This window comes from Amycolatopsis sp. NPDC003865, from assembly GCF_053605345.1.
Genome location: NZ_JBSGJA010000002.1, coordinates 676,369 through 702,006 on the forward strand (window position 1 = coordinate 676,369; position 25,638 = coordinate 702,006).

Sequence of the window (25,638 nt, forward strand, 5' to 3'; positions counted from 1 at the left end):
GAGAATCGCCATGGCGGACGACACGAGCCCGACGGCACGGGCGCTGCGCACGCTGGAGCTCCTGCAGGCCGGTCCGGGCATCACCGCCGAGCGGCTCGCCGGCAAGCTCGGCGTGTCCGAACGTGCCGCCCGGCGCTACGTCGGCATCCTGCGCGAGGCCGGGATCCCGGTCGTCGCCACCCGCGGGCCGTACGGCGGCTACCGGGTCGGGCGGGGGCTGCGGCTGCCGCCGTTGACCTTCAGCCCGGCCGAGGCGCTCGGCCTGGTCATGGCCGTGCTCGACGGGCACCACGACGCCCGGGACGCCGCCACCCTGGTCGGCGGCGCGCTCGGCAAGATCGTGCAGGCCCTCCCGGAGCCGGTCGCCGCGCAGGCCGAAGCCGTCCGGCGGACCGCCGCGCCCGCCCCGGACGCCGCTACCGCGCGGCCTGACCCCGGCACCACGGCGGCCCTCGTTCACGCGTGCGCCGACCACCGGCGCGTCCGGCTCGGCTACCGCTCCGAGGCGGGCAAGGAGTGGGACGGTGAGGTCGACCCCTGGGCGGTCGTCGTCCGCCACGGCCGGTGGTACCTGCTGTGCCGCACCCACCCGAAGGGCGTGCTGCGGGCGTACCGGATCGACCGCGTGCGCGGCGTCGCGATCGGCGACGACACGTTCGAGCCGCCTCGGGACCTCGACCCCGTCACGGCGGTCGAGGACCACCTGGCGGTCGGCTGGGAGTACGACGTCGAAGTCGTGATCGACGCGCCGCTCGACCGCGTGGGCCGGTGCCTGCCGCGCGCCGTCGGCAGGCTCGAGCGCGTCGACGACGGGACGACCAGGCTGACCGGCAGTACCAGCAACCCCGCGTGGTACGCCGAGCAGCTCGCCCGGATCCCGGCGCCGTTCCGGATCGTGCGGTGCCCGGAGGTCCGGGAGGCCGTCCGCGCTCTCGGGCAGCGCCTGCTGGCCGCCGCCGGCGAACGGTGAACCGCGCAAAACCCGCGTATCGTCTTCCCGTGGCGGAACACACCGGCGAGACCCGCAACGAGAAGCTGCAGCGCAACATCGGCGAGCTGCTGCAGGAGCTGCGCGTCGCGCAGGCCGGCGTGCAGATCCTCTTCGGCTTCCTGCTTTCGGTCGTGTTCACCGACCGCTTCCACGACGCCAGCGGGTTCGAAAAGTCGTTGCACCTGTCCGCGGTGGCGCTCGCGGTGGCCGCGACGGCGCTGCTGACCGCGCCCGCGGCGTGGCACCGCCTGCTGTTCCGCACCGGGAGCCGGGAGCGGATCCTGACCGTCGGCAACCGCCTGGTGCTGGTCGGCCTGGTCTGCCTGGCCCTGGCGATCACGTCGACGGTCGCGCTGATCGCCAAGGTGGTCTACGGCGAGATCGCGATGATCGTGATGGGCGTGCTCTGCGTGCTGATCTTCGGGATCCTCTGGTTCGTCATGCCGCTGCGGCTGAACCCGGAGAACGGCGATCAGCCGACCGGACCGCCCAAGTAGAGCGTGTCCTCCTGCACGAAGCAGAGCGGGTTGCCGAAGGGGTCGTCGGCGTAGAAGGACCGTTCACCCCAGAACTGCGTCTCGATGGCGTCGTCGAGCCAGCGCGGCCCGGCGGCGCGCACCCGCCCGAACGTCTCCTCGACGTCGTCGACCGCCAGGTAGACGATCCGCGGATCCTTGCGCGGCCGCGGTTCGCGGTGTTCGACCGGCGCCTCGACGCAGGCGAGCACCACGCCACCGCAGGTGAAGTAGTGCCGGTTGACCGCGATCCGCTCGCCGGGATCGCCGAAGACGGCGGCGTAGAAGGCGACCGCGACCTCGATGTCGTCGACGGGCTGGATCAGCCGGAAGACCCGCATGCGCGCACAGTACCGCTGTTCATCCCGTGTTCGGCAGCAGTTGCCGGGACGGTCGGGCGGCGCCCGTAGCTTCCCGCCCGTGACTGACACTTCTCGCCGGACCTTCCTCCTCGGCGCTCCGGCCGTCGCCGCGGCGGCGACCCTGCCGGGCGTCCTCGGCGCGCCGGCCGCCCAAGCTCAGGGCGAGCACCGCCCCGACGCCGAAGATCCGCGTTTCACGCTCGTGGTCATGCCGGACACGCAGTACCTGTTCGACGAGGACCGCGGTGACGCGGCCCCGCTGGACGCTTCGCTGCGGTACGTCCTCGACGAGGCCGACGACAACGTTGTCTTCCTCGCTCACCTCGGAGATCTCACGCAGAACGGCCGGGTGGACGAGTTCGCCCGCATCAGCAGGTCGTTCCAGGCCCTCGACCGCCGCCGGTTCCCGTACAGCACGCTCGCGGGCAACCACGACATCGACGGTTCGAAGGACGACCAGCGCGGCCCGTCGCCGTACCTGGACGCGTTCGGCCCGCAGCGCCAGCGCAACTCGCCGACGTTCCGCGGCGCCTCGAAGGACGGCTACAACACCTTCCACGTCTTCCGCGGCGGGGGCCGCGACTGGCTGCTGCTGGCGCTGGACTGGCGGCCCTCGGCCGGCGGGCTGAACTGGGCGAAGCAGGTCCTCGCGCAGCACCCGGCGTTGCCCGCGATCCTCACCATCCACGAGCTCGTCTGGGCCGACGACGACGCCCAGGCGCAGTTCTCCACCTTCGGCGAGCTGGTCTGGAAGGAACTTGTCGACGGCAACGACCAGATCTTCCTGACGCTGAACGGCCACTACTGGCCGACCGGGCGCACGGTCCGCAAGAACGCCGCCGGGCACGACGTCCACGTCCACATCGCCAACTACCAGGACCGCTACTACGGCGGCAGCGCGATGGTCCGGCTCTACCAGTTCGACCTGGCGCGCGGCGTCATCGACGTCCGGACGTTCTCGCCGTGGCTCGCCGCGCAGGACCACCTCAGCGAGATGCAACAGGTCGAGGTCGAACGCAGCGGCACCGCCGACTACTTCAGCCTGGAGATCGACTTCGCCGAGCGCTTCAAGGGCTTCGCGCCGGTGCCGGTGCCGCCGGGACGTCCGGCGAAGCAGCAGCTGGTGCCGGGCACGGTCGCCTACTGGCGCTTCGAAGGCGGCCAGGACGGCAAGCCGGTGCCCGCCGACGTCGTCGTGCGCGACCAGACCGGGCGCGGCAACGACCTCACCCGCGTCACCGCGCCTGGCAGCGGCCCGGACGCGCTGAAGTTCTCGAGCGAGTTCTCGCCGCGGCAGCCGTCGCGGGCGAGCCTGCGGTTCGACGGCGGCCGCGACCCGAGCCGGGGCGCGTACCTGCGCACGGTCGACGCGGCGCCGATGAACAAGCTGAAGTTCGAACGCGGCTACACCGTCGAGGCGTTCTTCCGGCTGCCGGCGAACTTCAAGGACGGCCACCACGGCTGGTGCGGCCTGTTCGCCCGCGAGGGCAGCGGCGCCGCCGCGGGCAAGACCGGCGACGACCCGAAGGAATCGGCGGCCACACTGTCCCTTTCGGACGGTGGCGAGCTGCAGTGGGCGGTGTTCCCGCTCAACCAGGACCGGATCTCGACGAACTGGGGCCACGAGCTGCCGGTCGAGAAGTGGTGGCACGTCGCGGTGGTCAACGACGGGCGGCGCACGGTCGTGTACGTCGACGGCTGTCCGGTGGTCCGGAACCCGGCCACGCCGGCGATCGGGCTCGCGAACCCGGGCGGGTCGTGGCTGGTCGGCGCGTCGTCGTACGAGGGCAAGGTGGACCGGAGCTTCGCCGGTTTGCTGGGCGATGTGCGGGTGGCCGACCGGCCGCTGAACCCGCGTGAATTCATGCTGGGCTGAGGGCCTTGACAGCGGGTGGACAATAAAAAATCGACGTGCCTTCCGAATTCACAAGAAGGCCCATCGAATGTTCCGCAAGTCTAACCGCTGTGAGGGGAATTTGTCAAATCAGGGGTACGACGAGGAATTGCGGGCGGAGCGCGCGTACGTCGAAGGGCTGTACGCGCGCCTCGACCGTGAACGTGACGAAGCGCGCGCCCGCTACCGCTCCGCGTTGGGGGAACCGGGCACCACGCTGGTGGAGCGGGACGCGGACGTGCGCGTCCGGGCGCGCGAAGCGGTCCGGCTGAACGTCGCCGACAACGGGCTCTGCTTCGGCAGGCTGGACGCCCTTTCGGGCGAAACCAGCTACATCGGCCGGCTCGGGCTCTTCGACGGCGAAAACGACTACGAACCGCTTCTGCTGGATTGGCGGGCGCCGGCGGCGCGCCCGTTCTACGTCGCCACCGCGGCGACGCCGGAAAACACGCGGCGCCGCCGCCAGTTCCACACCGTGGGGCGGAACGTCGTCGATTTCACCGACGAGGTGCTCGGCCGGCCCGGTGACCACGAACGCGGGGACGCGGCGTTGCTGGCGGCCGTCAACGCGCCGCGCGGCGAGGGCATGCGGGACATCGTCGCCACGATCCAGGCCGAGCAGGACGAGATCATCCGGCTCGACCACCCGGGCGTGCTCGTCGTGGAGGGCGGGCCGGGCACCGGCAAGACCGCCGTCGCACTGCACCGCGTCGCCTACCTGCTGTACACGCGGCGCGAGCGGATGTCGCGCAGCGGCGTGCTGGTGGTCGGGCCGAGCCCGCTGTTCCTGGACCACATCGGCCGGGTGCTGCCGTCGCTCGGCGAGTCGGACGTCGTCTTCCGCACCACCGGCGACCTCGTCCCCGGACTGCGCGTGACCGCCGAGGACACGCCGGAAGCCGCGCGGCTCAAGGGCTCGCTCGAGATCCTCGACGTGCTGGAGGCGGCGGTCGCCGACCGGCAGAAGGTGCCCGACGAACCGGTCCCGGTCGAGCTGGCCGACGTCACCGTCGAGCTCGACGCGGGCATCGCGGGCGAGGCCCGGCTGGAGGCGCGCCGGTCGGGGCTGCCGCACAACGAGGCCCGCGCGGTCTTCCGCGAGCACGTCGTGGCGGCACTCGCCGAGCGGGCCGCCGCGCGCATCGGCGAGGGCTGGCTGACCAGCGAGGACCGCGGCGCGTGGACCGAACTGCGCGCCGACGTCCTCGACGAGCTGGCCACCCACGTTGGCCTCGACGCCGCGCTTTCCGCGCTGTGGCCGGAGCTGACGCCGGAGACGCTGCTGGCGCCGCTGTACATGTCGCCGCGCCGGCTCGAGGCCGCGGGGGCGGACCCCGCGCTGTTGCGCGCGGACGGCGCCGCGTGGACGGTTTCCGACGTGCCGTTGCTCGACGAGCTGGTCGACCTGCTCGGCCACGACGACTCCGCCGAACGCGCCGCGGCCCGCCGGCGGGCGCGGGAGGACGCCGAGTACGCCGAAGGCGTCATGGACCTGATCAAGCTCGACCGCGAGGAACTGGACGAAGACCTCGGCCTGGTCGCCACCGACCTGCTCTACGCCGAAGACCTGGCCGGCCGGTTCGTCGAGCGCGACACGCGTGACCTCGCCGAACGCGCGGCCGCCGACCGCGACTGGACGTACGGTCACGTCGTCGTCGACGAGGCACAGGAACTGTCCGAAATGGACTGGCGGGTGCTGATGCGGCGGTGCCCGAGCCGGTCGTTCACGATCGTCGGCGACCTGGCGCAGCGGCGCAGCCCGGCCGGGGCGACGGCGTGGGGACCGGTGCTGGCCCCGTACGTCGCCGACCGGTGGGTGTACCGGGAGCTGACCGTCAACTACCGGACCCCGGCCGAGATCATGACCGTCGCCGGTGCGCTCCTCGCGGAGTTCGCGCCGGACACGCGGCCGCCGGAATCGGTGCGCGCGTGCGGGATCCGGCCGTGGTCGCGGCGGATCGCCGACGGCGAACTGCAAGCCGCCATCGACGATTTCGAACGCGCCGAAGCCGGACGCGAAGGCACCAGCGTCGTCATCGGCCCGCCGGGCGTACCCGGCACGGTCGCGCCGTCGGCGGCCAAGGGCCTGGAGTTCGACGCCGTCCTCGTCGTCGAGCCCGAGCGGATCCTGGCCGGAGGCGCGCGGGGCGCGGCCGAGCTGTACGTCGCGCTCACCCGCGCCACGCAGCGCCTCGGTGTGCTGCACCGGGATCCGCTCCCGCCGGTGCTGGCCGGGCTCGCCGAAGCGGGCGCGCCCGTGCGCGCCGGGCACCGCCGGTTCCTGTAGCGGCCTCGTGAGTGTGAAACAGGGTTCTAACCCTGTTTCACACTCACGAGCGGCTACGCCGTGAGCCGGCCCCAGGCGTAGTTCTGCTTGGCCAGCTTGAGGTAGACGAACAGCTCGGTCCCGGAGACGCCGTCGATCTTGCGGATCTCCTCGCCGAGCACTTCGAGCATGTGGTCGTCGTCCCGGCAGACGAGCTCGGCCAGCAGGTCGTAGCGCCCGGCGCACAGCACGACGTAGTGCACGTGCGCGAGCTCGGACAGCTTGTCCGCCACCTCGCGCGGATCAGCGCCGTCGACGCTGATCCCGACCATCGCCTGACGCGTCAGATCGACGTTGACCGGGTCGGTCACCGCCACGATCTGCATGAGGTCGTCGCGCAGCAGCCGCTGCACGCGCTGGCGGACGGCTCCCTCCGAAAGCCCCACCGCCTTCGCGAGCGCGGTGAACGACGCGCGGCCGTCCTGCTGCAGCAGGGCGATGAGCGATCTGTCCGTGTTGTCCAGTCCGCGCGCACGTGAATCGTCACCCATGCCGTCCCTCCCTGTGTTTCGGCATGTGATTTGTCAAGTGCGCAGCGTATCGAGACCTGACCAGAAAGCGAGACCCCCGCGCCAGCTTCACGTGATCCGGCGCGAGGATCGGGATTTGCCGAGGATTCGGTGGCTGAGGGCGAAACTCACGAGTCATTCCGAGGCGGTTTTGTGCGCCCGCGCACAGCCGGGCCCCCTCACGGGGCCGCGGCGGGTACCGTCTGGCGGCTTTGCCGTCTCCCGCAACCCCAGGAGGACCGACGAAATGACCGTGGCACTCGCTCCCGCCGTCCCGGAAAAGGGACTGCGCGGTGGCGCGCTGGGCATGGTGTCGTCGATGGTCATCGGGATGTCGTCGACGGCGCCGGCGTACTCGATCGCGGCCACGCTCGGCCTGATCGTGCTGGCCGGCGCCGGCTTCAAGGCGGCCGCGTTCGTGCTGCTGTCGTTCGTCCCGGTGCTGTTCGTGGCGTTCGCGTTCCGCGAGCTCAACACCGCGGAACCCGACTGCGGCACCAACTTCACGTGGGCGGCCCGCGCGTTCGGCGCGCACGCGGGGTGGTTCACCGGCTGGGTCGTCACGGTCGCCCAGCTGCTGGTGATGAGCAGCCAGTCCGCGCTGACCGGCCGGTACACGCTGCTGCTGTTCGGCGCTTCGGGCGCGGCGGACAACCGGTGGGTCACGACGGCGATCGGCGCCGCGTGGCTGCTGGTGCTGTGCTGGCTGTGCTACCGCGGCATCGAGGTGTCCGCGCGGCTGCAGTGGATCCTGCTCGGCGTCGAACTCGCCGTCCTGGTGCTCTTCTCGGTCGTCGCGCTCGTCCGCGTCTTCGACGGCACGGCCGGGCCGCAGGCGTCGGTGCCACGCCTGGACTGGCTGTGGCCGGGCGGGGTCGGCGCGGGCACGGCGGTGTCGGCGGTGCTGCTGGCCGTGTTCATCTACTGGGGCTGGGAAAGCTCGCTGTCGGTCAACGAGGAGTCCGCCGACCCGCGCCGCGCGCCGGGCCGGGCCGCCGTGCTCTCGACCGTGCTGCTGGTGCTGAACTACCTGCTCGTCACGGTCGCCGCGCTCGCCTTCGCCGGTGTCGGCACCGAGGGGATCGGCCTGGGGAACGAGGCCAACTCGGACGACGTCCTCGCCGGCCTCGGCGGCGCCGTGTTCGGTGACGGCGCCACCGGCGAGGTGCTGGGCGTGCTGCTGATCGTCTCGGTGCTCACCAGCGGTGCGGCCACCAGCCAGGCGACGATCATGCCCGCGGCGCGCACGACGTTGTCGATGGCCAGTCATGGCGCGCTGCCTCGCGTTTTCGGCCGGGTGCACCCGAGGTTCCGGACGCCGTCGGTGGCCACCTGGACGTTCGGGCTCGTGTCGTTGGCGGTGTACGTGCTTCTCGCGCTGATCAGCGACAACGTGCTGGCGGACTCCGTCGACGCGGTCGGGCTGACCATCGCGATCGAGTACACGATGACGGCGCTGGCCTGCGTCTGGGTGTTCCGCCGGACGCTTTTCGCGAGCGTGCGCAACTTCGTGCTGCGCGGCTTGCTGCCGTTCGCGGGTGGGGTGTTCTTCCTGGCCGTGCTGGTGTTCGCGCTGGTGGAGTACGCGAAGCCGGACGCGGGCGAGACGACGGTGTTCGGCATCGGCGGGGTCGCGGTGATCGGTGTGGTGTCGATCGTGCTCGGCGTGCCGCTGATGTTCGCGGTGCACCGCGCGTGCCGTGACTTCTTCGCCGGCCGCCGCCTGCCGCGCGGGGTGGTGCGGCGCGGCGGCGACGTCATCGAGCCGGTCTAGAACCAGGTGTCCAGCGCGGTTTCCAGGGAACCCTCGCCCGCCCACGCGATGACGCCGTCGGGACGCAGGAGCAGCGGGCCGGTGTTGGTCACCCGGACCACGTCGACGCGCGGTTCGGTCACCGGCTCGGTCGTGAGCAGGAGACCGCGGCCGGTGCGGGTGTGCTCGTGCAGGCGGGACGTGCGGCCGTGCGCATCGACGATTTCGACGTCCGGGCAGTGTTCGCCGGCCGGCTTCCCGGCGGGGTAAGGGAAGTCGTAGCGGGTGGTGACCCCGGACAGGAGGTCCGCGAAGTACTTGTTCGCTTCGGGCAGGTCCATGACTTCGGCGACGATCTCGCGCAGGGCGTCGACGTGCGGGCCGGGCGCCAGCAATGCCGACTGCGCTCGCGTGTTGCGTAGCACCGCTTCGCCCGCCGGGTGCCTTTCGCGCGTGTACGTGTCGAGGAACGCTTCGGGCTTGTCGCCGCGGAGGACGGCACCGAGCTTCCAGCCCAGGTTGAGTGCGTCGAGCAGGCCGAGGTTGAGGCCCTGGCCGCCGCTGGGCGAGTGCACGTGTGCCGCGTCGCCGGCGAGGAGGACGCGCCCGCGGCGGTAGTCGTCGACCTGCCGGGCTTGGTCGCCGAACCGCCGTTGCTCGCGGAACTCCTCGACGACGACGTCCGCGCCGGTGATCCGCCGGATGCTCTCGGCGAACTCGCCCGCGGTGAACGGCTCCGGGCTCGAGGCGGGTTCGGTGATCCCGACCATGCTGCCGCCGTGCAGGAAAGCGCCCCCGGCGTACCGCCCGGTCGGCGGGACGGCCCCGGCGAACCGCGCCTGCCCGGCGACTGTGCGCAGCAGCGCGGGCGTGCCGGGGAAGGCGAAGCCGGCCAGTTTCCGGACCGCGCTGCGGCCGCCGTCGCAGCCGACGACGTACCGCGCGCGCCAGGTCCTCCCGGCCGTCACGGTGACACCATCCACATCGGACTCCAGTGCGGTGACCTCGTGCCCGCGCAGCACCCGGACGCCTTCGGCGTGCTTCGCGAGCACGCGTTCCAGCTCCGGCTGCCAGATGTTGGTCCGCGGGCGGTCTTCCCGGGGTTCGATCTTGAAGATGCTCGCGAAGTGGCCGCGGGTGGTGCCGTGGTCGCGCGCGAGGTCCTTCGTGCCTTCGACGTCGGCCTCGGCGAGTTGGTCGCCGAGGCCGCGTCGCCAGAGCGCTTCGGTCGCCAGCGCGCCCAAACCGCGGGCTTTCGGCTCTTCGGACGGCTCGGTCAATCGCTCCAGGACCAGCGGTTCGGCACCGGCCAGCTTGAGTTCGGCCGCGAGGAACAGGCCCACCGGGCCCGCGCCCACGACGATCACATCGGCGTCCATGATCCCCCTTAACTTGTTAAGGACTAGGCTGGCCTTAACAAGTTAAATCGTCAAGGAGGAGCATGTCGCTGGACGTCGACGGCGCGGTGCGCGTCGCGCTTCGCCTGCTCGAAGCCGAGGGGCTGGACAAGCTGACCGTCCGGCGGCTGGCCACCGAGCTGGGCGTCAAGGCGCCCGCGTTGTACTGGCACTTCCGCAGCAAGCGCGCGCTGCTCGACCACATGACGGACGCGATCGTCGCGCCGGTCGTCGCCGGGCTGCCGACGCCGGGGCCGTGGCTCGACTGGCTCGAACGCGCGGGATTCGCGCTGCACACGGCGTTGCTCGCGCACCGCGACGGCGCCCGCGTCGCGCTGGGCGCGGACCTGATCGTGGCCCGCGCGCTCGGCGAGCTGGTCGAGCGCGCGGTCGGCGTGCTGCACGACGCGGGCTTCCCGCTCGGGGAGGCTACCCGCGCGGCCGGGGTGCTGGTGCACTTCGTGCTCGGCCGGGCCGTCGAGGACCAGACGCGGCCGTCCCCCGACGAGGAGGCGGCGCTGATCGAATCCGGTGCGTTCCCGTTCCCGCTGATGGCACGGGGTCTGCGCGAGCGCGCCGGGGCGACGGTCGAGGACGACTTCGGGTACGCGCTCGGCGTGCTGCTCGCCGGGCTGGCGGCGGCTAACCGAGGTCGCGGCGGCTGAGGTCCTCCTCGGTCTCGCGGCGCACGAGCAGCGTCGCGACGCCGTCCTTGACGCCGACCAGCGGCGGCCGGCCGACCTGGTTGTAGTTCGACGCCAGCGAGTGGTGGTACGCGCCGGTGCACGGGACGGCCAGGAGGTCGCCGGCGTGCAGGTCGCCGGGCAGGCTGATGCCGTCGGCGAGGACGTCGCCGGATTCGCAGTGCCGCCCGACGACGGTCATCGGGACGCGCTTTTCGCTGGAGCGGCGCCCGACCAGCCGCGTCGTGTACCGGGCGCCGTAGAGCGACGGGCGGGCGTTGTCGCTCATGCCGCCGTCGACCGCGACGAACGTGCGGCTGCCGCGCTTGACCGCGCACACGCGGTACACCGTGATCCCGGCCGGCCCGACGATCGCCCGGCCCGGCTCGATGGTCAGCCGGGGCACCGGGAAGCCGTGTGCCGCGCACTCGTAGGCGAGGGCCACGCGCAGCCGCCGCGAGTAGCCGCCGAGGTCGAACGCGGGCTCGCCGCCGAAGTACGGCACGGCGTGCCCGCCGCCGAGGTCGAGCTCCCGCAGCGTGACGCCGTGGGTGTCACGGATCCGGACGAGCACCGCGGCCATCCGCCGCGCGGCGGCCTCGTACCGGTCGACTCTGGTCACCTGGGAGCCGATGTGGCAGTGCAGGCCAACGAGCCGCAATCCGGGTTGCGCCGTTATGGCCGCGGTTGCGGCGTCGACGTTGTCGGGAACGCCGTCGAGCAGGGAGAAGCCGAACTTCTGGCCTTCGGTGCCGGTGCTGATCGAAGCGTGCGCCCCGGCCGCGACCCCGGGCGTCACGCGGATCATCACCTGCTGCGCGCCGTGCGCGAGCGAGCCGAGCTGCTCGATCTCGTCGAGCGAGTCGACGACGATCCGCCGGACGCCGTACTCGAGAGCGGCCTTGAGGTCTTCGGGCGTCTTCGCGTTGCCGTGCAGCAACATGCGCTCGGCGGGGAAGCCGACAGCGCGCGCGACGGCGATCTCGCCCGCGGAGCAGGTGTCGAGCGACAACCCCTCTTCGGCGACCCAACGCAGCACGGACCGCGTACAGAGCGCCTTGCTCGCGTACGCGACTTCGACGTCCGGCAGCGCTTCGCGGTACTCGCGGGCGGTGTCGCGGACCTGCTGCTCGTCGAGGAGGTAGGACGGCGTCCCGAAGCGGGCGGCGAGGTGGCTGACCTTCGCGCCGGCGAAGAGGAGCTCACCGTCTTCGCCGAGTCGGGTGCTTCGCGGCCAGACTCCTGGCTCGAGGTGGTCGGCGGCTTCGCAGCCGAGGCTGGGAAGAAGCTCGCTGAGCGTCACGGGTGCCTCCGGGCATCGCGGCGGATCGGACTTGGCCAGGACACCGCTCTTCACGCTTCCGGTGGTCTCTCGTGAATGCCGTCCTGACGGGTTTCCGCCGGCCGCTGACGCGCTGTTAACGCGTGAGTAACTTCGGCCACACCCCAGTTGACCTGCGAAGAGCTGAATCTCCGCGCCGGACGGCGTCACACCGGGCATGGTTACCGACACGATGGAAGAGACCTCCCGGGAGACGGTCGAGCTGGCGTTCCTCGCGGCCGTCCAGTTCCTCTCGCCACGGCAACGCTGGAGACAACACCCGCTTCGGTGAGTAGCTCGCTTCAGCGGGCGCGGGTGGAGTCGAAGGAACAGCTGCCTTCGCGGCGTGTGCCTTCGAGCAGCGAAGAGCGCGAAGTGACGTACCTCCGCCACGACGGCGAGTTCCGGGCGTTCGGGCTGCGCGAGACGCTCTAGGACAGCCCCCACGAGGACAGCAGACCGAATAGCCGCTCCCGTTCGGCCGCCGTCAGCAGCCGGCTCGGCGGCCGGACGTCGGGGCGGCACAGGCCGAGCTGGCCGAGCGCGTCCTTCACCACGCTGACGTTGTTCGCGTTCCCGTCGGCGGCGCGCAGCTCCTCGAACGGCCGGATCCGCTCCCAGACCGCCATCGCGGCCGGGTAGTCCCCTGTGGACAGTGCGCGGAACATCTCCAGCGAGACCGCCGGATCGACGTTCACCAGGCCCGACGTGAACCCGGTCGCGCCGACGGCGAAGTAGCCGGGAGCCGAGAGCTCCGCCAGGCCGGCGATCCACACGAACCGCTCGAAGCCGGCGTCCCGGGCGACCGAGCCGAACCGCACCGGGTCCGGTACCGCGTACTTCACGCCGATGACGTTCGGGGCCGCCTCGCCCAGAGCCCGCAGCTGTTCGCCCGCGATCGCCGGGTTGCGCACGTAGAGCACGACACCGAGTTCGGGCACCGCGGCGGCGATCGCGGCGTGGTAGTCGACCCAGCCGTCGCCCGAGATGTACGGGTGCACGGGCTGGTGGATCATGATCATGTCGGCGCCGGCGTCCCGCGCGTGCGCGGCGGCCCGCGTCGCCGAGGTGACGTCGTGGCCGATCCCGGCGAGCACGCTCGCCCGGCCGGCCACGGCTTCGACGGTGACTTCCAGGCACAGCCGGGCTTCCGCCGCGTCCAGCGCGTAGAACTCACCGGTGTTCCCGTTCGGCGTCACGACCTCGACGCCGCCGGTGACCAGCCGGTCGACGAGTTTCGCGTACGTCTGCCCGTCGACGGCGCCCTCGGCGTCGAACGGCGTGACCGGGATGGCCACCACCCCGGAAAGCCGCCGCCTCTGCTGCTCGAACGTCATCGGGTCCCCTTCGTCTCGGTGCTGTGCTCACCCGGCAGGCCGCCCGCGACCCGGTCGAGGAAATCCGTGATGTGCCTGCGCAGCAGGTGTTCGGCCTGCCGGGCGTTCCCGCTCTCGGCGGCGGCCAGGATCGCCCGGTGCTCGGCCGCCTCGCCCTGCCACGTCGGGCTGATGCCCCAACCGGTGACGGTGATCAGCGCGGCCTGGTCGCGCAGGCCGTCGAGGACGTCGACCAGCAGCGGGTTACCGCACCCGGCGTAGAGCGCGCGGTGGAACAACCGGTTGGCCAGGCTGGCCTTCGCGCGGTCGGCCGCGTCCGCGCCGGTCTCGACGCCGGCCAGCACCTGCCGCGCGTCGCCGAAGTCCGCGCCGCGCTCGACAGCGCGACGGACTGCTTCGGGCTCGAGAAGCGCCCGCAGGTCGTACACCGCGTGAGCGCTTTCGGCGTCCATGACCCGGACCGCGGCCCCCTTGTACGTGCTCATCGTGACCAAACCGGAACCGGCCAGGATCCGCAGTGCTTCGCGCACCGGCGTCTTCGACACCCCGAGCAACGCGCCCACCTCGGCCTCGACGAGCGTTTCGCCTGGTCCGAACTCCCCGCTCAAGATCGCTTCCTTGATCGCGTCCCGCACGAAATCCGTGCGCGAGACGGGCGGCGGCGGTCTCCTGGCCGAAGAAGTGCTCGCCACTGGCATGTCCGATCTGATATACGATGCGACATACAACATTATCACGGACCCAGGGAGCAGCCATGCAGCGTCGCACCGGCTTCCGATTCCGACGAGTGCTGCTGGCGGCGAGCCTCGCCGCCGGCCTGGCGGCCTGCGGCGCGCCCGGCGGGAACGGCGGCCAGGCGGCGGATCCCTCGGCCGTGCCGGACAAGCCGAGCAAGCCCGTCGACCTGAACATCCTCGACGTCGCGGGCAACCTCCAGCTCACCAAGCAGATGATCGAGAACTTCAAGGCCGCGCACCCGGAAGTGCTCGCGAAGGTCACGTACTCGACGGCGCCCGCGCCGAGCATGGCGGGCAAGCTCAAGGCCGAGCAGGACGGCGGTGTCGCCCAGACCCACCTCGTCCTCAGCGGAACGGACGGCCTGTCCGCCGGCATCGCGAACGGCACGCTGGCCAAGGTGCTCCCGGACTTCGCCGGCCGGTTCCCGAACCTCATGCAGAACTACCTCGAGCCCGCGGCGAAGATGCAGGAGCTGGCCAACGGCTACGGCGTCGAGGTCGTCTACTACCCGTCCGGTCCGCTGCTGGAGTTCAACCCGGCCGCGGTTCCGGCCGCGCCCGCGTCGCCGCAGGAGCTGCTCGACTGGGCCAAGGCGCACCCGGAGAAGTTCCAGTACGCACAGCCGGCCAACTCCGGCCCGGGCCGCACGTTCCTGATGGGCCTGCCGTACCTGCTCGGCGACAAGGACCCGAAGGACCCGGACAAGGGCTGGGACAAGACCTGGGCGTTCCTGCAAGAGCTGGGCAAGTACGTGAAGTACTACCCGTCCGGCACCACCGAGACCATGAAGAACCTCGCGTCCGGCTCGGTGGACATGATCATGTCGACGACCGGCTGGGACATCAACCCGCGCAAGCTCGGCACGGTGCCCAACACGGTCAAGACCGCGATCATGCAACCGATGCACTGGGTCACCGACGCCCAGTACGCCCTGATCCCGAAGGGCCTCTCGCCCGACCAGGAGTCGGCGATCCTCCAGCTGATCGCGTGGATGCTGAAGCCGGACCAGCAGGCGATCGCCTACGACGACGGCTACTTCTACCCCGGCCCGGCGGTCAAGGACGTCACCCTGCAAATGGCGCCGCAGAAGAGCCAGGACACGATCAAGCAGTTCGGGCGCCCGGAGTACGAGCAGTGGATCGCCCAGTACCCCAAGGAGACCTCGCTGCCGGCCGAGCAGCAGGTCAAGGCGTTCGACAAGTGGAACCAGCTGGTCGGCGGCTCGAAGGTCGGCAAGAAGTGACGTTCGGGCAGCTGCGGCTGGACGGCGTCTCGCGCAGCTTCGGCACCGCGAACGCCCTGAGCGGCCTCGACCTCGCCATCGCGCGCGGCGAGTTCGTGGCCCTGCTCGGCCCGTCCGGCTGCGGCAAGTCGACCGCGCTGAACTGCTTGGCCGGCCTGCTGCCCCTGACCGGCGGCAGCGTCTGGCTCGACGACACCCGCATCGACGGGCAGCCTCCGGAGCAACGCGGGTTCGGGATGGTCTTCCAGAACTACGCGCTGTTCCCGCACATGTCGGTCCGCGCCAACGTCGGCTTCGGCCTCAAGATGCGCAAGGTCGGCCGCGCCGACGCCCGCCGGCGCGTGGACGAAGCTCTGCGCCTGGTCCAGCTCACCGACCACGCGGCGAAGTTCCCCGCCCAGCTGTCCGGCGGACAGCAACAGCGCGTCGCCATCGCCCGCGCCGTGGTGCTCGAACCCGCGGTCGTCCTGATGGACGAGCCACTGTCCAACCTGGACGCCAAGCTCCGACTCGAGATGCGGATGGAGATCCGCCGTCTCCACCAGACGCTCGGCCTCACCACGGTCTACGTCACCCACGACCAGGAGGAGGCCCTGTCACTGGCCGACCGCCTGGTGGTGCTGCGCGAAGGAGCGGTGCAGCAGATCGGCACGCCGGAGGAGGTCTACGCCCAGCCGGTGAACAGCTATGTCGCCTCCTTCATGGGGTATCGCAACCTCCTGGACGTGACGATCACCGGAACGGCAGGCTCCTCGGTCACCGTGGAGGGCGCGGGAGTCCGCCTGACCGGCCGCGGCTCGCCGGCGCAAGGCCCGGCCAAGGTCGCGATCCGCCCGGAGGACTTCGTGGTCGGCGACGGCACGGAGAACGCCCTCGACGTCACGGTCGAGATCGTCGAGTACCACGGCCGCGAGCTGTCGGTCTCGGCCCGGCTCGAGAGTGGTGTGCCGGTCTACTTCCGGACCGACAAGCGCCTCGCCCCCGGCGACACCACGCGGATCGGCGTCCCGGCCGAGCGCGTCCTGGTGTTCGAGCCATGACGGCCGTCGCGAGCGCCCGCCCGGCACTGCGCCACCGCCTGGCCGAGCGCGGCATCGACCGCACCCTGCTCCTCCTGGTGCCTGGCCTGCTGGTTACGGCCTGCCTGTTCCTGTACCCCTTCCTGTACGGCCTCCAGTTGTCGTTCGCCCCGCGCCGGGGCGGCGTGTTCGCCAACTACGCGCGCTTCTTCGGCGACCCCTATCTGCGCGACACCATCTGGACGACGCTCGGCATCGCGCTGCCCGCGACGTTCATCAACGTGCTCGCCAGCATCCCGATCGCGTACGTGATGCGCGGCCGCGTCCGCGGCAAGCGCCTCCTGACGACGATCCTTGTCGTGCCGATCACGCTCGGCACGGTGCTCACCGCGCAGGGCCTGATCATGTACGGCGGCCCGGCAGGCTGGCTGAACAAGGTGCTCACCGTCCTCGGCGTCACCGACCAGCCGCTCCCGCTGATCCACAACTACACCGGCGTGCTGCTCTCCCTGGTGATCACCGGCTTCCCGTTCTCCTTTCTGCTGACGTTGTCCTACCTCTCGGGCATCGACCCCTCCCTGGAGAAGGCGGCGGCGACGCTGGGCGCGAACTGGGTCCAGCGCTTCCGCCGGATCACGCTGCCGCTGCTGGCTCCCGGCCTGGCGATCACCTTCTGCCTTTCGTTCGTGATGGCGTTCTCCGTGTTCCCCTCCGCGCAGCTCGTCGGCGACCCCGCGAACGAGACCCGCGTCATCTCGATCGCGGCCTACCACGCCGCGTTCGAGGAGTACGACTACTCGATGGGCTCGGCCGTCGCGATGCTCATGGCAGTGGTCATGCTGATCGTGATCGGCCTGGTCATGGCGTGGCGCGGCACGCTGTACCGCGGAGCGACCGGAGGCAAGGGATGACCGGCTGGGTCGCGCGTCCCGGACGTTGGGTCGTCTGGACCGTCGTCGCGTTCTTCTTCGTCAACCTCGCCGGCGTCGTGCTCTCGGTGGTCGTCGACTCCTTCGGCGAGCAGTGGTTCGGCACCTGGCTCCCGGACGGCTTCACCACCCACTGGTACGCCGACGCCTGGCGTGAGTTCGGCCTGTCCGACGTCCTCCTCACCACGGTGATCGTCGCCCTGGTGGTGATCGCCGTGTCGGTGGCGGTCGGCGTCCCGGCCGCCTACGCGCTGGCCCGCCGCTCGTTTCCTGGCAAGCGCCTGGTGATGCTGCTGTTCGTGCTGCCGATCCTGATCCCTCCCATCACCTACGGCATCCCGCTGGCCACCGTGCTCTACAAGTTCCACCTGGCCGGCACGATCACCGGCGTCATCCTGGCCAACCTGGTGCCCTCGGTGCCGTTCGTCGTGCTGACCATGACGCCGTTCATCGAGCAGATCGACCCGAAGATCGAAGCCGCCGCGCGCATGTCCGGCGCGCGCACGGTCTCGGTGTTCACCCGGATCCTGGGCCCGCTGCTGCTGCCGGGGATCCTGGCCGCCTCGATCCTCGTGCTGGTCCGGACGGTCGGGATGTTCGAGCTGACGTTCCTCACCGCGGGCCCGGATTCGACGACCCTCGTCGTGGCGCTCTACAACTCCGTGTTCGCCGCTGGCATCCGGGCCAACCAGTCGGTCGACGCCATGGCGACCATCTACACCGCCTCCATGCTTGTGCTCCTTCTCGTTGCGCTGCGGTTCGTGAACCCGACCCAGCTGGTGACCCGGATCCGGGAGGAGACCTAGCTCGTTCGCTCATGCGTTCGACTCTACCGCGAAATGTCGAACACCTGATCGACACGATCGAGCGAACTCGCAGGTCTTGCGCCTCCCCCGAGGGGAGCTGCCAGGCTTGCGGCATGCGGTATTCGATCGGCGAACTCGCCCACCGGACCGGGCTGACGGTCAAGGCTGTCCGGTTCTACTCGGATCGCGGCCTCGTGCCGCCGTCCGGGCGCAACACCGCGGGCCAGCGCCGTTACGACGACGCCGCGCTCGCCCGGCTCGACGTCATCCGGGTCCTGCGTGACCTCGGTGTCGACCTCGCCACGATCCGGCGGGTGATCGACGGCGAGACCACCGTCGCGGAGGTGGCGGCGGAGCACGCCGCGGCGGTGGAGGTGCAGATCGGCGTGCTGCGCCGGCGAAGGGAAGTGCTGAACGCGGTGGCGGACCGCGACTCGTATTCGAAGGAAGGGAGTCTCGAGCACCAGCGGACCATTCTGTCCGAAGCGGAGCGGCAGTGCTTGATCGGCGACTTCCTCGCCGACGCGTTGGGTGATCGTCCCGAGCTGGCGGGGATCGCCCGGACCCTGACCCCGGACCTGCCCGAGGACCCCAGCCCCGAGCAGGCCGAGGCGTGGCTCGAGCTGGCTGTGCTGATGCGGGACACGGAGTTCCGCGCGAACCTGCGCCGGTTCGCGGACCGCCACGTCGTCGGGTTGCGTCGTGACCTGGCGGCCGAGGTGCGGGACGCCGTCACCCCGGCCGTCGTGGCCGGGATCGTGCCGAAGTCTCCGGCGGCGAAGGCGATCGTCGACGGATTGGGGCGCGATCCCGGCGAGCTGCGGGAATGGCTCGGCGTCGCCAATGATCCGCGCCGCGAGCGCTATATGGAGCTATTGGGGGTGATCAACGGCTGGGCGGCACCGGAAAGCCTGGCACCGGCCTTCGACTGGCTGGCCGAGGCGATGGCGGCCTGACTGCCTCCAGGATCGAGGCCAGCGCGTCCTCTGCGGGGTGGGCGTCCACCCGGCTTCCGTCGCGCAACCGGACGGAAAGCTGTCCGGCGGCGACCTCCTGCGGTCCGATCACGGCCTGGAACGGCACGAGCCGGCCGTCCCGGATCCGCGCGCCGAGGCTGCCCTCGGACGCGATCTCGACCCGCAGGTCCGGGCAACTGTCCGAAAGCGACCGCGCGTAGGGCACCTCCGCGTCGGACAGCGGCAGCAACCGCAGCTGCACCGGCGCCAGCCAGGCCGGGAACGCGCCGCCGTGGACCTCGACGAGCTGGGCCACCGCGCGTTCGACGCTGCCGATGATGCTGCGGTGCACCATGACCGGCCGGTGTTTCGCGGCGTCCGGGCCGACGTACTCGAGGCCGAACTGTTCCGGCTGGTGGAAGTCGACCTGGACGGTGGACAGGGTGGACTCACGGCCCGCGCTGTCTGCCACCTGGACGTCGATCTTCGGGCCGTAGAACGCCGCTTCTCCCTCGACGGCGTCATACGGGAGGTTGCCGAGGACCGAACGGAGGATCGCCGCGGCGCGGTCCCAGTTCCCCGGCACGTATTTCCCGCCCGGGCCGGGCAGGGAAAGGCGGTAGCGCACGGGGTGGATGCCCAGCGCGTCGTAGGCCTGCCGAATCAGTGCCAGCGCGGCGGCGGCCTCGGCTTCGACCTGGTCGAGGGTGCAGAAGATGTGGGCATCGTTGAGCTGGATCGCGCGCACCCGGTTCAGCCCGCCGAGGACGCCGGAGAGCTCACTGCGGTACATCCCGCCGAGCTCGGCGATCCGCAGCGGCAGTTCGCGGTAGCTGTGGCCGCGCGACCGGTAGATCAGCGCGTGGTGCGGGCAGAGGCTCGGCCGCAGCACGAGCTGCTCGCCGCCGACGTCCAGGGGCGGGTACATGTCGTCGCGGTAGTGCGCCCAGTGCCCGGAGATCTCGTACAGCTCCCGTTTGCCGAGCACCGGCGAGTGGACGTGCCGGTAGCCGGCGTGCCGTTCGAGGTCGTGGACGTACTGCTCGAGGCTGTGCCGGACGACGGCGCCGTCGGGTAGCCAGTAGGGCAGGCCCGAGCCGATGAGTGGGTCGGTGCCGAACAGGCCGAGTTCGCGGCCGAGCTTGCGGTGGTCGTGCATTGTGGACTCCTCGGGGACAGCGAGGCGGAGGACCACAAGACGAAAGCCCGGGGCGACCGCCCCGGGCTTGTGGTGAGCGTGAATCAGCGCGCCGGGACACTTTCCGGCGTCGTCGTGTTCGCTGCGCGCTGCATGTCTCCGACGTTAGCAGGGGATGTGATCTCGACCAGCTTCGTTTCGGAGCGCGGTTGTTTGTAGGACGGTCACAGCAAGGTCCAACCTGGGCACGTTCCGTCATCGATGCGGGGTATGGAGGCAAGGGCGGCGTCCTCAAAACCGCCGAGTCCGTGATCGGCAACCTGCGCGCCGGCTAAGCCAGGAACAGCTCCAGCTGCTCGACGACGAACGCGTGGTCCTCGGCCTGCGGGAGGCCGGACACGCCCACCGTCCCGACCGGCCCGACTCCGCGGACCAACACCGGGAACACCCCGCCGTGGGCCGCGTACTCGTCCGGGTCGAGGCGTGAGTCCGCCTCGAACGAGCCGCCCGTCGCGCGGAACTGCGTCCCCACGTAGAACGAGCTGTGGCCGTAGCGGTCGACCACCCGGCTCTTGCGGTCGATCCACGCGTCGTTGTCCGCGGACGTCCCGGGCAGGGCCGCGTGGAAGAGGCGCTGGCCGCCGCGGCGGACCGAGATCGTCACCGGCAGCCCGCGCTCGCGGGCCGCGGCCAGCAGCTGGGCGCCGAGGGTCAGCGCCGTCTCGTTGTCGAACTTCGTGAACTGGAGACGTTCTTCCTGGTCAGCGAGCTGGGCGAGGCGGTCGGCTTCGGTCATTCACCCATTAAATCAACACTGTTGTTTAATCGCCAGTGAACTCGGTCAGGGACAGCACGTTGCTGTCCGGGTCGCGGAACCACGCGATCCGCCCACCGGGCGTGGTCCAGATTTTGTCGGTGTCCTGTGGCAGCGTGTCGAACGTGAGGAACTCCACGCCCCGGTCGCGCAGGCCGGTCACCGCGACCCGGATGTCGGCGACCGCCCAGCCGAGCACCGTGAACGGCTGGGGCGTGAACTCGGCCACGGCGGTGACGCGCAGCATGGTCGCGCCACCGCGGAAGACACACGCGAAGGGGGTCTGCTCGATGAACTCGAGCCCGACGACGTCCGTGTAGAAGGCACGTGAACGTTCCAGGTCGGTCGACGGTGCGAAGGCGACCAGTTCCGCTGAGCCGAGCATGGCTTCACCTCTCTCCCGGCGGTGAAAGCTACCTGGTCCGCTGACGTGGGAAAACCTCGTGCGAGGAGGCAGGCATGGGCCGCATCCGGCGGCGCACAGTGCTCGGCGGCGCGGCCGCGGCCACCGTCGCCGGCTCGCTGACGGCCGCGTGCGCCGCTCCACCGCGCAAGGGGACGATCGAGGACGTCCGCCACGTCGTGGTGCTCATGCAGGAGAACCGGTCCTTCGACCACTACTACGGCACCATGGCCGGCGTACGCGGCTTCGGCGACCGCGCGGCGCTGCGGGACGTCTTCCGCCAGCGCGGCAAGGGCGCGCCAGTGCTGCCGTTCCGGGTCGACACGTCCGTTGTGGACGGCCAGGACCTCGGCGAGCTGCCGCACGACTGGAACAGCACGCACCGGGCGTGGAACGGCGGCGCGTACGACTCCTGGGTCGCCGCGAAGAGCCCCATGACGATGGGGTACTTCACGCGCGAAGACATCCCGTTCCAGCGCGCGCTGGCCAGCGCGTTCACTTTGTGCGACCACTACTTCTGCTCGATCCAGGGCCCGACGCAGCCGAACCGGCTGTTCCACTGGACCGGCACGATCGACCCCGAGGGCGTCGCGGGCGGCCCGGTCACGCACAACTTCCCGGACTACGAGCCGTCGTTCCGCTGGACGACCTACCCCGAACGGCTCGAGTCCGCCGGGATCACGTGGCGGATCTACGCCAACGACGAGGAACGCGGCGTCCCCGAGCACTTCGTCGGCGACTACGGCGACAACCCGCTGTGGCTGTTCCAGAACTTCCACGACGCGCTGTACTCGATGGACCCGGCGAAGCGGCGGCTGGCCGAGCGCGCGAACCTGCGCACGAAGCTGCTGCCCGACTCCGGGAAGGGCAAGGAGCTCGACCACGTGCTGGCCGAGTTCCTCGCCGACTGCGACGCCGGCACGCTGCCCGCAGTGTCGTGGGTCGTGGCGCCGTACGGCTACTGCGAGCACCCCGCCGCCCGGCCGGTCGACGGCGCCGCCTACATCCAGCGGATGCTGAAAGCGTTGTGGGACAACCCTTCGCTGTGGGAGTCGACGGTCGTCTTCATCAACTACGACGAGAACGACGGCTTCTTCGACCACGTCGTCCCGCCGACGCCACCGCCCGGGACCCCGGGCGAATACCTGCCGGGCAACCGGCCGGAGAAGGGCGGGGCGTCCGGCGCGCCGCTGCCGATCGGGCTGGGACCGCGCGTGCCGATGACCGTCGTCTCGCCGTGGAGCCGCGGCGGCTGGGTGAACTCGCAGGTCTTCGACCACACGTCCGTGCTGCGCTTCCTCGAGACCTGGACGGGGGTGCGCGAGCCGAACATCTCGGCGTGGCGCCGCGCGATCTGCGGCGACCTGACCAGCTGTTTCGACTTCCGCACGCACGACACGACGATCCCTTTGCTGCCGGACGCGGACGCGTTGCGCGCCGAAGCCGACCGGACGCAGCCGCGGCTGCCCAAGCCCGGGCTGGGCCCGGGGGCGCTGGTGCAAGACCCCGGCACGGCGAAGGCTCGCCCGCTGCCGTACCAACCGGTCGCCTGGGTCACGGCCGGGCCGGGCGCGCTGAAGCTGCACCTGGCCAACCACGGGACGCAGGCGCTGCAGCTGGCCGCGTACGCCTACCACGCGGGCGGCACGTCACAGCGTTTCGACGTCGGCCCGAAGAGCGAGATGACCGGCGAAGTCCCCTACGCCGAGACGTACGACGTCGCGATCCACGGCCCGAACGGCTTCGTCGTCGAGGCCTCCGGCGCAGCGGGCCTCGACGCCTCCGTGACCTTCACGCCGGCGCCCGCGCTGCGCGTCACGGTGACCAACAGCGGCCCGGCGCCCGTCACGCTGAACGACGTCACGATCGCGCCGAAAACCTCGCACGACTACCCCGTGCCGGCGAAGAACGGCTGGTACGACCTGACCCTGGAGGCGCCGGGGTGGCGTCGCCGCTTCGCCGGCCACCTCGAGGACGGGAGGCCGTCGAGGACCGGGCCTTAGCGCAGGGCGTCGAGCGCGAACGCGGCGAGCATCGCGACGCCGCTCGGCATCGCGTCCTCGTCGAAGAGCACGCGGTTGGAGTGGTTCGCCGCCGCTTCGGCCGGGTCGACGCCGGGCGGGCACGCGCCGAGGAACGCGTACGCGCCCTGGACGCGTTGCAGGACATAGGAAAAGTCCTCGGCGCCCATCAGCGGGTCCGTCATCAGTTCGACGTTCTCCGGCCCGAGCACGGCTTCGCCGAGCGTCAGGACCTCGGCGGCGACGCGGTCGTCGTTGACCGTCACCGGGTAGCCCGGCTCGACGTCGGCGACGACGCGGCAGCCGTAGGCCGCGCCGACCTGCTCGCACACCCGGTAGACCTCGTCGCGGACCAGCGCGCGCGTCTGCTCCGACAGTGTGCGGATGGTGCCCTGCAGCTCGGCGGTCTCGGGGATGATGTTCGTCGTCGTGCCGGCCTGGATCCGCGTCACCGACAGCACCGCGGGGTCGAACACGCTGACCCGGCGCGTGATCATCGTGTGCAGCGCGCCGACCATCGCCGCGGCCGCCGGCACCGGGTCGACCGTGTGCTGCGGCGCCGAGCCGTGACCGCCCTTGCCGGTCACGTGCACGGTGAACGAGTCCGCCGACGCCATCTGCGGGCCCGGCCGGACCGACAGCAGCCCGCTGCGGAGGTTGGCGAGGATGTGCACGCCGAACGCGCGCTCGACCCGTGTTCCGGCGGCGTCGAGCACGCCCTCGTGGATCATGAAGCGGGCGCCGTGGTGGCCTTCCTCGCCCGGCTGGAACATGAACACGACCGAGCCGGCCAGCTTGTCCTTGCGCCCGGCGAGCAGCCGGGCCGCCGACGCGAGCATCGCGACGTGCGTGTCGTGCCCGCACGCGTGCATCGACTCCTCGTCTTCGGAGGCGAAGTCGAGGCCGGTCTCCTCGGTCAGCGGCAGCGCATCCATGTCGCCGCGCAGGAGCACCGCGGGGCCGGGCTTCCCGCCGCGCAGAACGGCCGTCAGCGACGTCGTGGCCTTGCCTTCGGTGATCTCCAGCGGCAGGCCGTCGAGGGCCTCCCTGATCGCCGCCTGGGTGCGCGGCAGGTGGAGCCCCTGCTCGGGGTGGCGGTGCACGAGGCGCCGAAGCGCGACCGTGCGGTCCTGCAGCGCCCGCGCGTCGTCGAGGAGGCCGGCGAACGGCGTGCCGGGCAGGGTGGGCAGGTCAGTGGGGCCGGTCATGGTCCCGATAGTGCCCCATGCGGCGCTTCGGGCGCACCGTGCGTGCGTTCGGTCGAGCGGCGGAATACGGTGTGCGCATGGCGGTGGATGAACCGGTCACGGGCTTCGCGGTAGCCGTGGTCCGGGAAGACGGTCGGTGGCGGTGCAGCGCGCTCGACCCGGGGGCGTTGACCGAGCTCGACGCGGCGATCACTGAACTGGGCAAACTACGTTCCACCGGCGCGTCCTTCGGGCTCCTGGCGGTCGACGACGAGTTCTTCGTCATCGTCCGGCCGAGCCCGCGAGGGCCGTCGCTGCTGCTCTCGGACGCGGCGGCGGCGCTGGACTACGACATCGCGGCCGACGTCCTCGACGTCCTGCGCGTCGACCCACCGGACGAGGAGGACGACTCCGTCTGGCCCGAGGGCGACCTGGAGATCCTGGCGGATCTCGGGCTGCCCGGGCCGGAGCTGGAGGTCATCGTCGGCGAGGTCGACCTGTACCCGGACGAGCAGCTGCAGATGGTCGCGCAGCGCTGCGGGTTCGGCGGCGAGTTCGGCAAGCTCCTGGACGAGCTCTGAGCCGGCTGTCCGACACCGAGGCCGTGGAGGCCGCGCTGGAAGCAGCGCGGGCTCCGGGCGCGGACGTGCCGATCGGCGCGGTCGTGTTCGGCCCGGACGGCAAGCCACTGGCGGCGGCGCGCAACGCGCGCGTCGAGCTGGGCGACCCGACGGCGCACGCGGAGATCCTCGCGCTGCGCGCGGCGGCGGCCGTGGCCGGCGACGGCTGGCGCCTCGAGGGCTGCACGCTGGCGGTGACGCTGGAGCCGTGCACGATGTGCGCGGGCGCGCTGGTGCTGGCCCGCATCGAGCGCCTGGTGTTCGGGGCGTGGGAGCCGAAGACGGGCGCGGTGGGGTCGTTGTGGGACGTGGTGCGTGACCGTCGCCTCAACCACCGCCCGGAGGTCCACGGCGGCGTGCTCTTGGACGAGTGCGCGGGGTTGCTGGAGACGTACTTCGCTACGCGTCGCTGATTTTTGGGTACTCCTCCGGTATGACGATGAAGCACCGGATCCAGCAGGCAATGGGCAGTGCTCGCGAGAAGGCCGGCGAGCTGACCGGCAACCGCCGTCTGGAGTCATCGGGCCGGGCCCAGAAGCGCTCGGCCCAGTTCCGCGCGGCGGTCGACGACGTCCGCGTCCGAGCGGGCCATGCGGTACGGGAAGCGCAGGTCAGGCTCCGCTCGGGGCGACGAACTGACCCCTCGTGAGATCGCGGCGGGCCCTCGGGTATTGTT

Annotated in this window: 26 protein-coding genes; 16 read left to right on the top strand and 10 right to left on the bottom strand. The window is 71.1% G+C overall.

The genetic code is table 11. The annotated features are described in order from the left end of the window. Positions 1 to 10 precede the first annotated feature (10 nt). Both ACWEVP_RS08195 and ACWEVP_RS08200 read left to right on the top strand, forming a co-directional pair. Positions 11 to 970: a helix-turn-helix transcriptional regulator gene (locus ACWEVP_RS08195; protein ID WP_452061888.1), complete on the top strand. Its 960-nt coding sequence runs from the start codon at positions 11 to 13 to the stop codon at positions 968 to 970. A 29-nt stretch (positions 971 to 999) separates the two neighbouring features. Further along, the gene (locus ACWEVP_RS08200; RefSeq protein ID WP_452061889.1) at positions 1,000 to 1,488 is read left to right on the top strand and encodes a DUF6328 family protein; all 489 of its coding nucleotides are present in this window, start codon (positions 1,000 to 1,002) and stop codon (positions 1,486 to 1,488) included. On the opposite strand, the gene ACWEVP_RS08205 is transcribed toward ACWEVP_RS08200, so the two are convergent. Beyond that, positions 1,464 to 1,847, bottom strand: a complete 384-nt coding sequence (locus ACWEVP_RS08205) for a VOC family protein (RefSeq protein ID WP_452061890.1) — start codon at positions 1,845 to 1,847, stop codon at positions 1,464 to 1,466. The two genes, ACWEVP_RS08200 and ACWEVP_RS08205, sit on opposite strands and share 25 nt — an antisense overlap. 79 nt (positions 1,848 to 1,926) lie before the next feature. On the opposite strand from ACWEVP_RS08205, the gene ACWEVP_RS08210 reads away from it, so the two are divergent. Continuing rightward, a complete protein-coding gene (locus tag ACWEVP_RS08210; protein ID WP_452061891.1) occupies positions 1,927 to 3,744 on the top strand; it encodes a LamG-like jellyroll fold domain-containing protein in 1,818 nt (605 codons plus the stop codon). A gap of 100 nt (positions 3,745 to 3,844) precedes the next feature. Next, entirely contained in the window at positions 3,845 to 6,049 is a 2,205-nt protein-coding gene (helR, locus tag ACWEVP_RS08215; RefSeq protein ID WP_452061892.1) for an RNA polymerase recycling motor ATPase HelR, read from the top strand. Positions 6,050 to 6,102: 53 nt separating this feature from the next. Here the strand turns inward: helR and ACWEVP_RS08220 are convergent, their stop codons facing one another. Beyond that, positions 6,103 to 6,579 carry an Lrp/AsnC family transcriptional regulator gene (locus ACWEVP_RS08220; protein ID WP_086677247.1) on the bottom strand — a complete coding sequence of 159 codons (477 nt, stop codon included), beginning with the start codon at positions 6,577 to 6,579 and terminating at the stop codon, positions 6,103 to 6,105. A 265-nt stretch (positions 6,580 to 6,844) separates the two neighbouring features. Here ACWEVP_RS08220 and ACWEVP_RS08225 point away from each other — a divergent pair, with 265 nt between their 5' ends. Continuing rightward, the gene (locus tag ACWEVP_RS08225; RefSeq protein ID WP_452061893.1) at positions 6,845 to 8,371 is read left to right on the top strand and encodes an APC family permease; all 1,527 of its coding nucleotides are present in this window, start codon (positions 6,845 to 6,847) and stop codon (positions 8,369 to 8,371) included. On the opposite strand, the gene ACWEVP_RS08230 is transcribed toward ACWEVP_RS08225, so the two are convergent. Further along, positions 8,368 to 9,729 carry an FAD-dependent monooxygenase gene (locus tag ACWEVP_RS08230; RefSeq protein ID WP_452061894.1) on the bottom strand — a complete coding sequence of 454 codons (1,362 nt, stop codon included), beginning with the start codon at positions 9,727 to 9,729 and terminating at the stop codon, positions 8,368 to 8,370. The two genes, ACWEVP_RS08225 and ACWEVP_RS08230, sit on opposite strands and share 4 nt — an antisense overlap. A gap of 62 nt (positions 9,730 to 9,791) precedes the next feature. Here ACWEVP_RS08230 and ACWEVP_RS08235 point away from each other — a divergent pair, with 62 nt between their 5' ends. Then, the gene (locus tag ACWEVP_RS08235; RefSeq protein ID WP_452061895.1) at positions 9,792 to 10,412 is read left to right on the top strand and encodes a TetR/AcrR family transcriptional regulator C-terminal domain-containing protein; all 621 of its coding nucleotides are present in this window, start codon (positions 9,792 to 9,794) and stop codon (positions 10,410 to 10,412) included. On the opposite strand, the gene lysA is transcribed toward ACWEVP_RS08235, so the two are convergent. Then, positions 10,390 to 11,733, bottom strand: a complete 1,344-nt coding sequence (lysA, locus tag ACWEVP_RS08240; RefSeq protein WP_452061896.1) for a diaminopimelate decarboxylase — start codon at positions 11,731 to 11,733, stop codon at positions 10,390 to 10,392. The two genes, ACWEVP_RS08235 and lysA, sit on opposite strands and share 23 nt — an antisense overlap. Before the next feature lie 306 nt (positions 11,734 to 12,039). Here lysA and ACWEVP_RS08245 point away from each other — a divergent pair, with 306 nt between their 5' ends. Then, positions 12,040 to 12,186 (top strand): hypothetical protein, encoded by a 147-nt coding sequence (locus tag ACWEVP_RS08245; protein WP_452061897.1) that lies wholly within the window; start codon positions 12,040 to 12,042, stop codon positions 12,184 to 12,186. Here ACWEVP_RS08245 and ACWEVP_RS08250 read toward each other — a convergent pair. Both ACWEVP_RS08250 and ACWEVP_RS08255 read right to left on the bottom strand, forming a co-directional pair. Beyond that, positions 12,183 to 13,088: a dihydrodipicolinate synthase family protein gene (locus ACWEVP_RS08250; RefSeq protein WP_452061898.1), complete on the bottom strand. Its 906-nt coding sequence runs from the start codon at positions 13,086 to 13,088 to the stop codon at positions 12,183 to 12,185. The genes ACWEVP_RS08245 and ACWEVP_RS08250 overlap by 4 nt on opposite strands. Then, positions 13,085 to 13,780, bottom strand: coding sequence for a GntR family transcriptional regulator (locus ACWEVP_RS08255; RefSeq protein ID WP_452061963.1), 696 nt, complete (start codon positions 13,778 to 13,780; stop codon positions 13,085 to 13,087). The genes ACWEVP_RS08250 and ACWEVP_RS08255 overlap by 4 nt, the downstream gene beginning before the upstream one ends. Before the next feature lie 62 nt (positions 13,781 to 13,842). Here ACWEVP_RS08255 and ACWEVP_RS08260 point away from each other — a divergent pair, with 62 nt between their 5' ends. The 5 genes from ACWEVP_RS08260 to ACWEVP_RS08280 all read left to right on the top strand — a co-directional run bounded on the left by ACWEVP_RS08260 (position 13,843) and on the right by ACWEVP_RS08280 (position 18,779). Then, entirely contained in the window at positions 13,843 to 15,069 is a 1,227-nt protein-coding gene (locus ACWEVP_RS08260) for an extracellular solute-binding protein (RefSeq protein WP_452061899.1), read from the top strand. Beyond that, positions 15,066 to 16,109: an ABC transporter ATP-binding protein gene (locus ACWEVP_RS08265; protein WP_452061900.1), complete on the top strand. Its 1,044-nt coding sequence runs from the start codon at positions 15,066 to 15,068 to the stop codon at positions 16,107 to 16,109. Before ACWEVP_RS08260 ends, ACWEVP_RS08265 begins: the two co-directional genes overlap by 4 nt. Beyond that, complete coding sequence (locus ACWEVP_RS08270) at positions 16,106 to 16,999, top strand: ABC transporter permease (RefSeq protein WP_452061901.1); 894 nt, start codon at positions 16,106 to 16,108, stop codon at positions 16,997 to 16,999. Before ACWEVP_RS08265 ends, ACWEVP_RS08270 begins: the two co-directional genes overlap by 4 nt. Then, entirely contained in the window at positions 16,996 to 17,823 is an 828-nt protein-coding gene (locus ACWEVP_RS08275) for an ABC transporter permease (protein WP_452061902.1), read from the top strand. The genes ACWEVP_RS08270 and ACWEVP_RS08275 overlap by 4 nt, the downstream gene beginning before the upstream one ends. Before the next feature lie 113 nt (positions 17,824 to 17,936). Then, positions 17,937 to 18,779, top strand: coding sequence for a MerR family transcriptional regulator (locus ACWEVP_RS08280; protein WP_452061903.1), 843 nt, complete (start codon positions 17,937 to 17,939; stop codon positions 18,777 to 18,779). On the opposite strand, the gene thrS is transcribed toward ACWEVP_RS08280, so the two are convergent. The 3 genes from thrS to ACWEVP_RS08295 form a co-directional block, all read right to left on the bottom strand. Next, positions 18,709 to 19,974: a threonine--tRNA ligase gene (thrS, locus tag ACWEVP_RS08285; protein ID WP_452061904.1), complete on the bottom strand. Its 1,266-nt coding sequence runs from the start codon at positions 19,972 to 19,974 to the stop codon at positions 18,709 to 18,711. The two genes, ACWEVP_RS08280 and thrS, sit on opposite strands and share 71 nt — an antisense overlap. A gap of 274 nt (positions 19,975 to 20,248) precedes the next feature. Continuing rightward, positions 20,249 to 20,713 carry a heme-degrading domain-containing protein gene (locus tag ACWEVP_RS08290; RefSeq protein ID WP_452061905.1) on the bottom strand — a complete coding sequence of 155 codons (465 nt, stop codon included), beginning with the start codon at positions 20,711 to 20,713 and terminating at the stop codon, positions 20,249 to 20,251. Positions 20,714 to 20,738: 25 nt separating this feature from the next. After that, positions 20,739 to 21,116 (bottom strand): VOC family protein, encoded by a 378-nt coding sequence (locus tag ACWEVP_RS08295; RefSeq protein ID WP_452061906.1) that lies wholly within the window; start codon positions 21,114 to 21,116, stop codon positions 20,739 to 20,741. A gap of 74 nt (positions 21,117 to 21,190) precedes the next feature. Here ACWEVP_RS08295 and ACWEVP_RS08300 point away from each other — a divergent pair, with 74 nt between their 5' ends. Further along, entirely contained in the window at positions 21,191 to 23,137 is a 1,947-nt protein-coding gene (locus tag ACWEVP_RS08300) for a phosphocholine-specific phospholipase C (RefSeq protein WP_452061907.1), read from the top strand. Here the strand turns inward: ACWEVP_RS08300 and ACWEVP_RS08305 are convergent. Beyond that, complete coding sequence (locus ACWEVP_RS08305; RefSeq protein ID WP_452061908.1) at positions 23,134 to 24,363, bottom strand: M20 metallopeptidase family protein; 1,230 nt, start codon at positions 24,361 to 24,363, stop codon at positions 23,134 to 23,136. The genes ACWEVP_RS08300 and ACWEVP_RS08305 overlap by 4 nt on opposite strands. A 77-nt stretch (positions 24,364 to 24,440) precedes the next feature. On the opposite strand from ACWEVP_RS08305, the gene ACWEVP_RS08310 reads away from it, so the two are divergent. The 3 genes from ACWEVP_RS08310 to ACWEVP_RS08320 are packed head-to-tail and all read left to right on the top strand — an operon-like array spanning position 24,441 to position 25,611. Next, on the top strand, positions 24,441 to 24,923 hold the full coding sequence (locus ACWEVP_RS08310) for a tRNA adenosine deaminase-associated protein (protein WP_452061909.1): 483 nt from the start codon (positions 24,441 to 24,443) through the stop codon (positions 24,921 to 24,923). Positions 24,924 to 24,946: 23 nt separating this feature from the next. Next, on the top strand, positions 24,947 to 25,375 hold the full coding sequence (locus tag ACWEVP_RS08315; RefSeq protein ID WP_452061910.1) for a nucleoside deaminase: 429 nt from the start codon (positions 24,947 to 24,949) through the stop codon (positions 25,373 to 25,375). Positions 25,376 to 25,395: 20 nt separating this feature from the next. Beyond that, positions 25,396 to 25,611 (top strand): CsbD family protein, encoded by a 216-nt coding sequence (locus tag ACWEVP_RS08320; RefSeq protein WP_452061911.1) that lies wholly within the window; start codon positions 25,396 to 25,398, stop codon positions 25,609 to 25,611. The last annotated feature ends 27 nt before the right edge of the window (positions 25,612 to 25,638 follow it).

Excerpts from the sequence above, each read along its gene's own strand:
- ACWEVP_RS08195 (WP_452061888.1), top strand. The coding sequence starts at position 11 with ATGGCGGACGACACGAGCCCGACGGCACGGGCGCTGCGCACGCTGGAG.
- ACWEVP_RS08205 (WP_452061890.1), bottom strand. The coding sequence starts at position 1,847 with ATGCGGGTCTTCCGGCTGATCCAGCCCGTCGACGACATCGAGGTCGCG.
- ACWEVP_RS08220 (WP_086677247.1), bottom strand. The coding sequence starts at position 6,579 with ATGGGTGACGATTCACGTGCGCGCGGACTGGACAACACGGACAGATCG.
- ACWEVP_RS08225 (WP_452061893.1), top strand. The coding sequence starts at position 6,845 with ATGACCGTGGCACTCGCTCCCGCCGTCCCGGAAAAGGGACTGCGCGGT.
- ACWEVP_RS08230 (WP_452061894.1), bottom strand. The coding sequence starts at position 9,729 with ATGGACGCCGATGTGATCGTCGTGGGCGCGGGCCCGGTGGGCCTGTTC.
- ACWEVP_RS08235 (WP_452061895.1), top strand. The coding sequence starts at position 9,792 with ATGTCGCTGGACGTCGACGGCGCGGTGCGCGTCGCGCTTCGCCTGCTC.
- ACWEVP_RS08250 (WP_452061898.1), bottom strand. The coding sequence starts at position 13,088 with ATGACGTTCGAGCAGCAGAGGCGGCGGCTTTCCGGGGTGGTGGCCATC.
- ACWEVP_RS08260 (WP_452061899.1), top strand. The coding sequence starts at position 13,843 with ATGCAGCGTCGCACCGGCTTCCGATTCCGACGAGTGCTGCTGGCGGCG.
- ACWEVP_RS08270 (WP_452061901.1), top strand. The coding sequence starts at position 16,106 with ATGACGGCCGTCGCGAGCGCCCGCCCGGCACTGCGCCACCGCCTGGCC.
- ACWEVP_RS08275 (WP_452061902.1), top strand. The coding sequence starts at position 16,996 with ATGACCGGCTGGGTCGCGCGTCCCGGACGTTGGGTCGTCTGGACCGTC.
- ACWEVP_RS08280 (WP_452061903.1), top strand. The coding sequence starts at position 17,937 with ATGCGGTATTCGATCGGCGAACTCGCCCACCGGACCGGGCTGACGGTC.
- ACWEVP_RS08290 (WP_452061905.1), bottom strand. The coding sequence starts at position 20,713 with ATGACCGAAGCCGACCGCCTCGCCCAGCTCGCTGACCAGGAAGAACGT.
- ACWEVP_RS08295 (WP_452061906.1), bottom strand. The coding sequence starts at position 21,116 with ATGCTCGGCTCAGCGGAACTGGTCGCCTTCGCACCGTCGACCGACCTG.
- ACWEVP_RS08300 (WP_452061907.1), top strand. The coding sequence starts at position 21,191 with ATGGGCCGCATCCGGCGGCGCACAGTGCTCGGCGGCGCGGCCGCGGCC.
- ACWEVP_RS08305 (WP_452061908.1), bottom strand. The coding sequence starts at position 24,363 with ATGACCGGCCCCACTGACCTGCCCACCCTGCCCGGCACGCCGTTCGCC.
- ACWEVP_RS08310 (WP_452061909.1), top strand. The coding sequence starts at position 24,441 with ATGGCGGTGGATGAACCGGTCACGGGCTTCGCGGTAGCCGTGGTCCGG.
- ACWEVP_RS08320 (WP_452061911.1), top strand. The coding sequence starts at position 25,396 with ATGACGATGAAGCACCGGATCCAGCAGGCAATGGGCAGTGCTCGCGAG.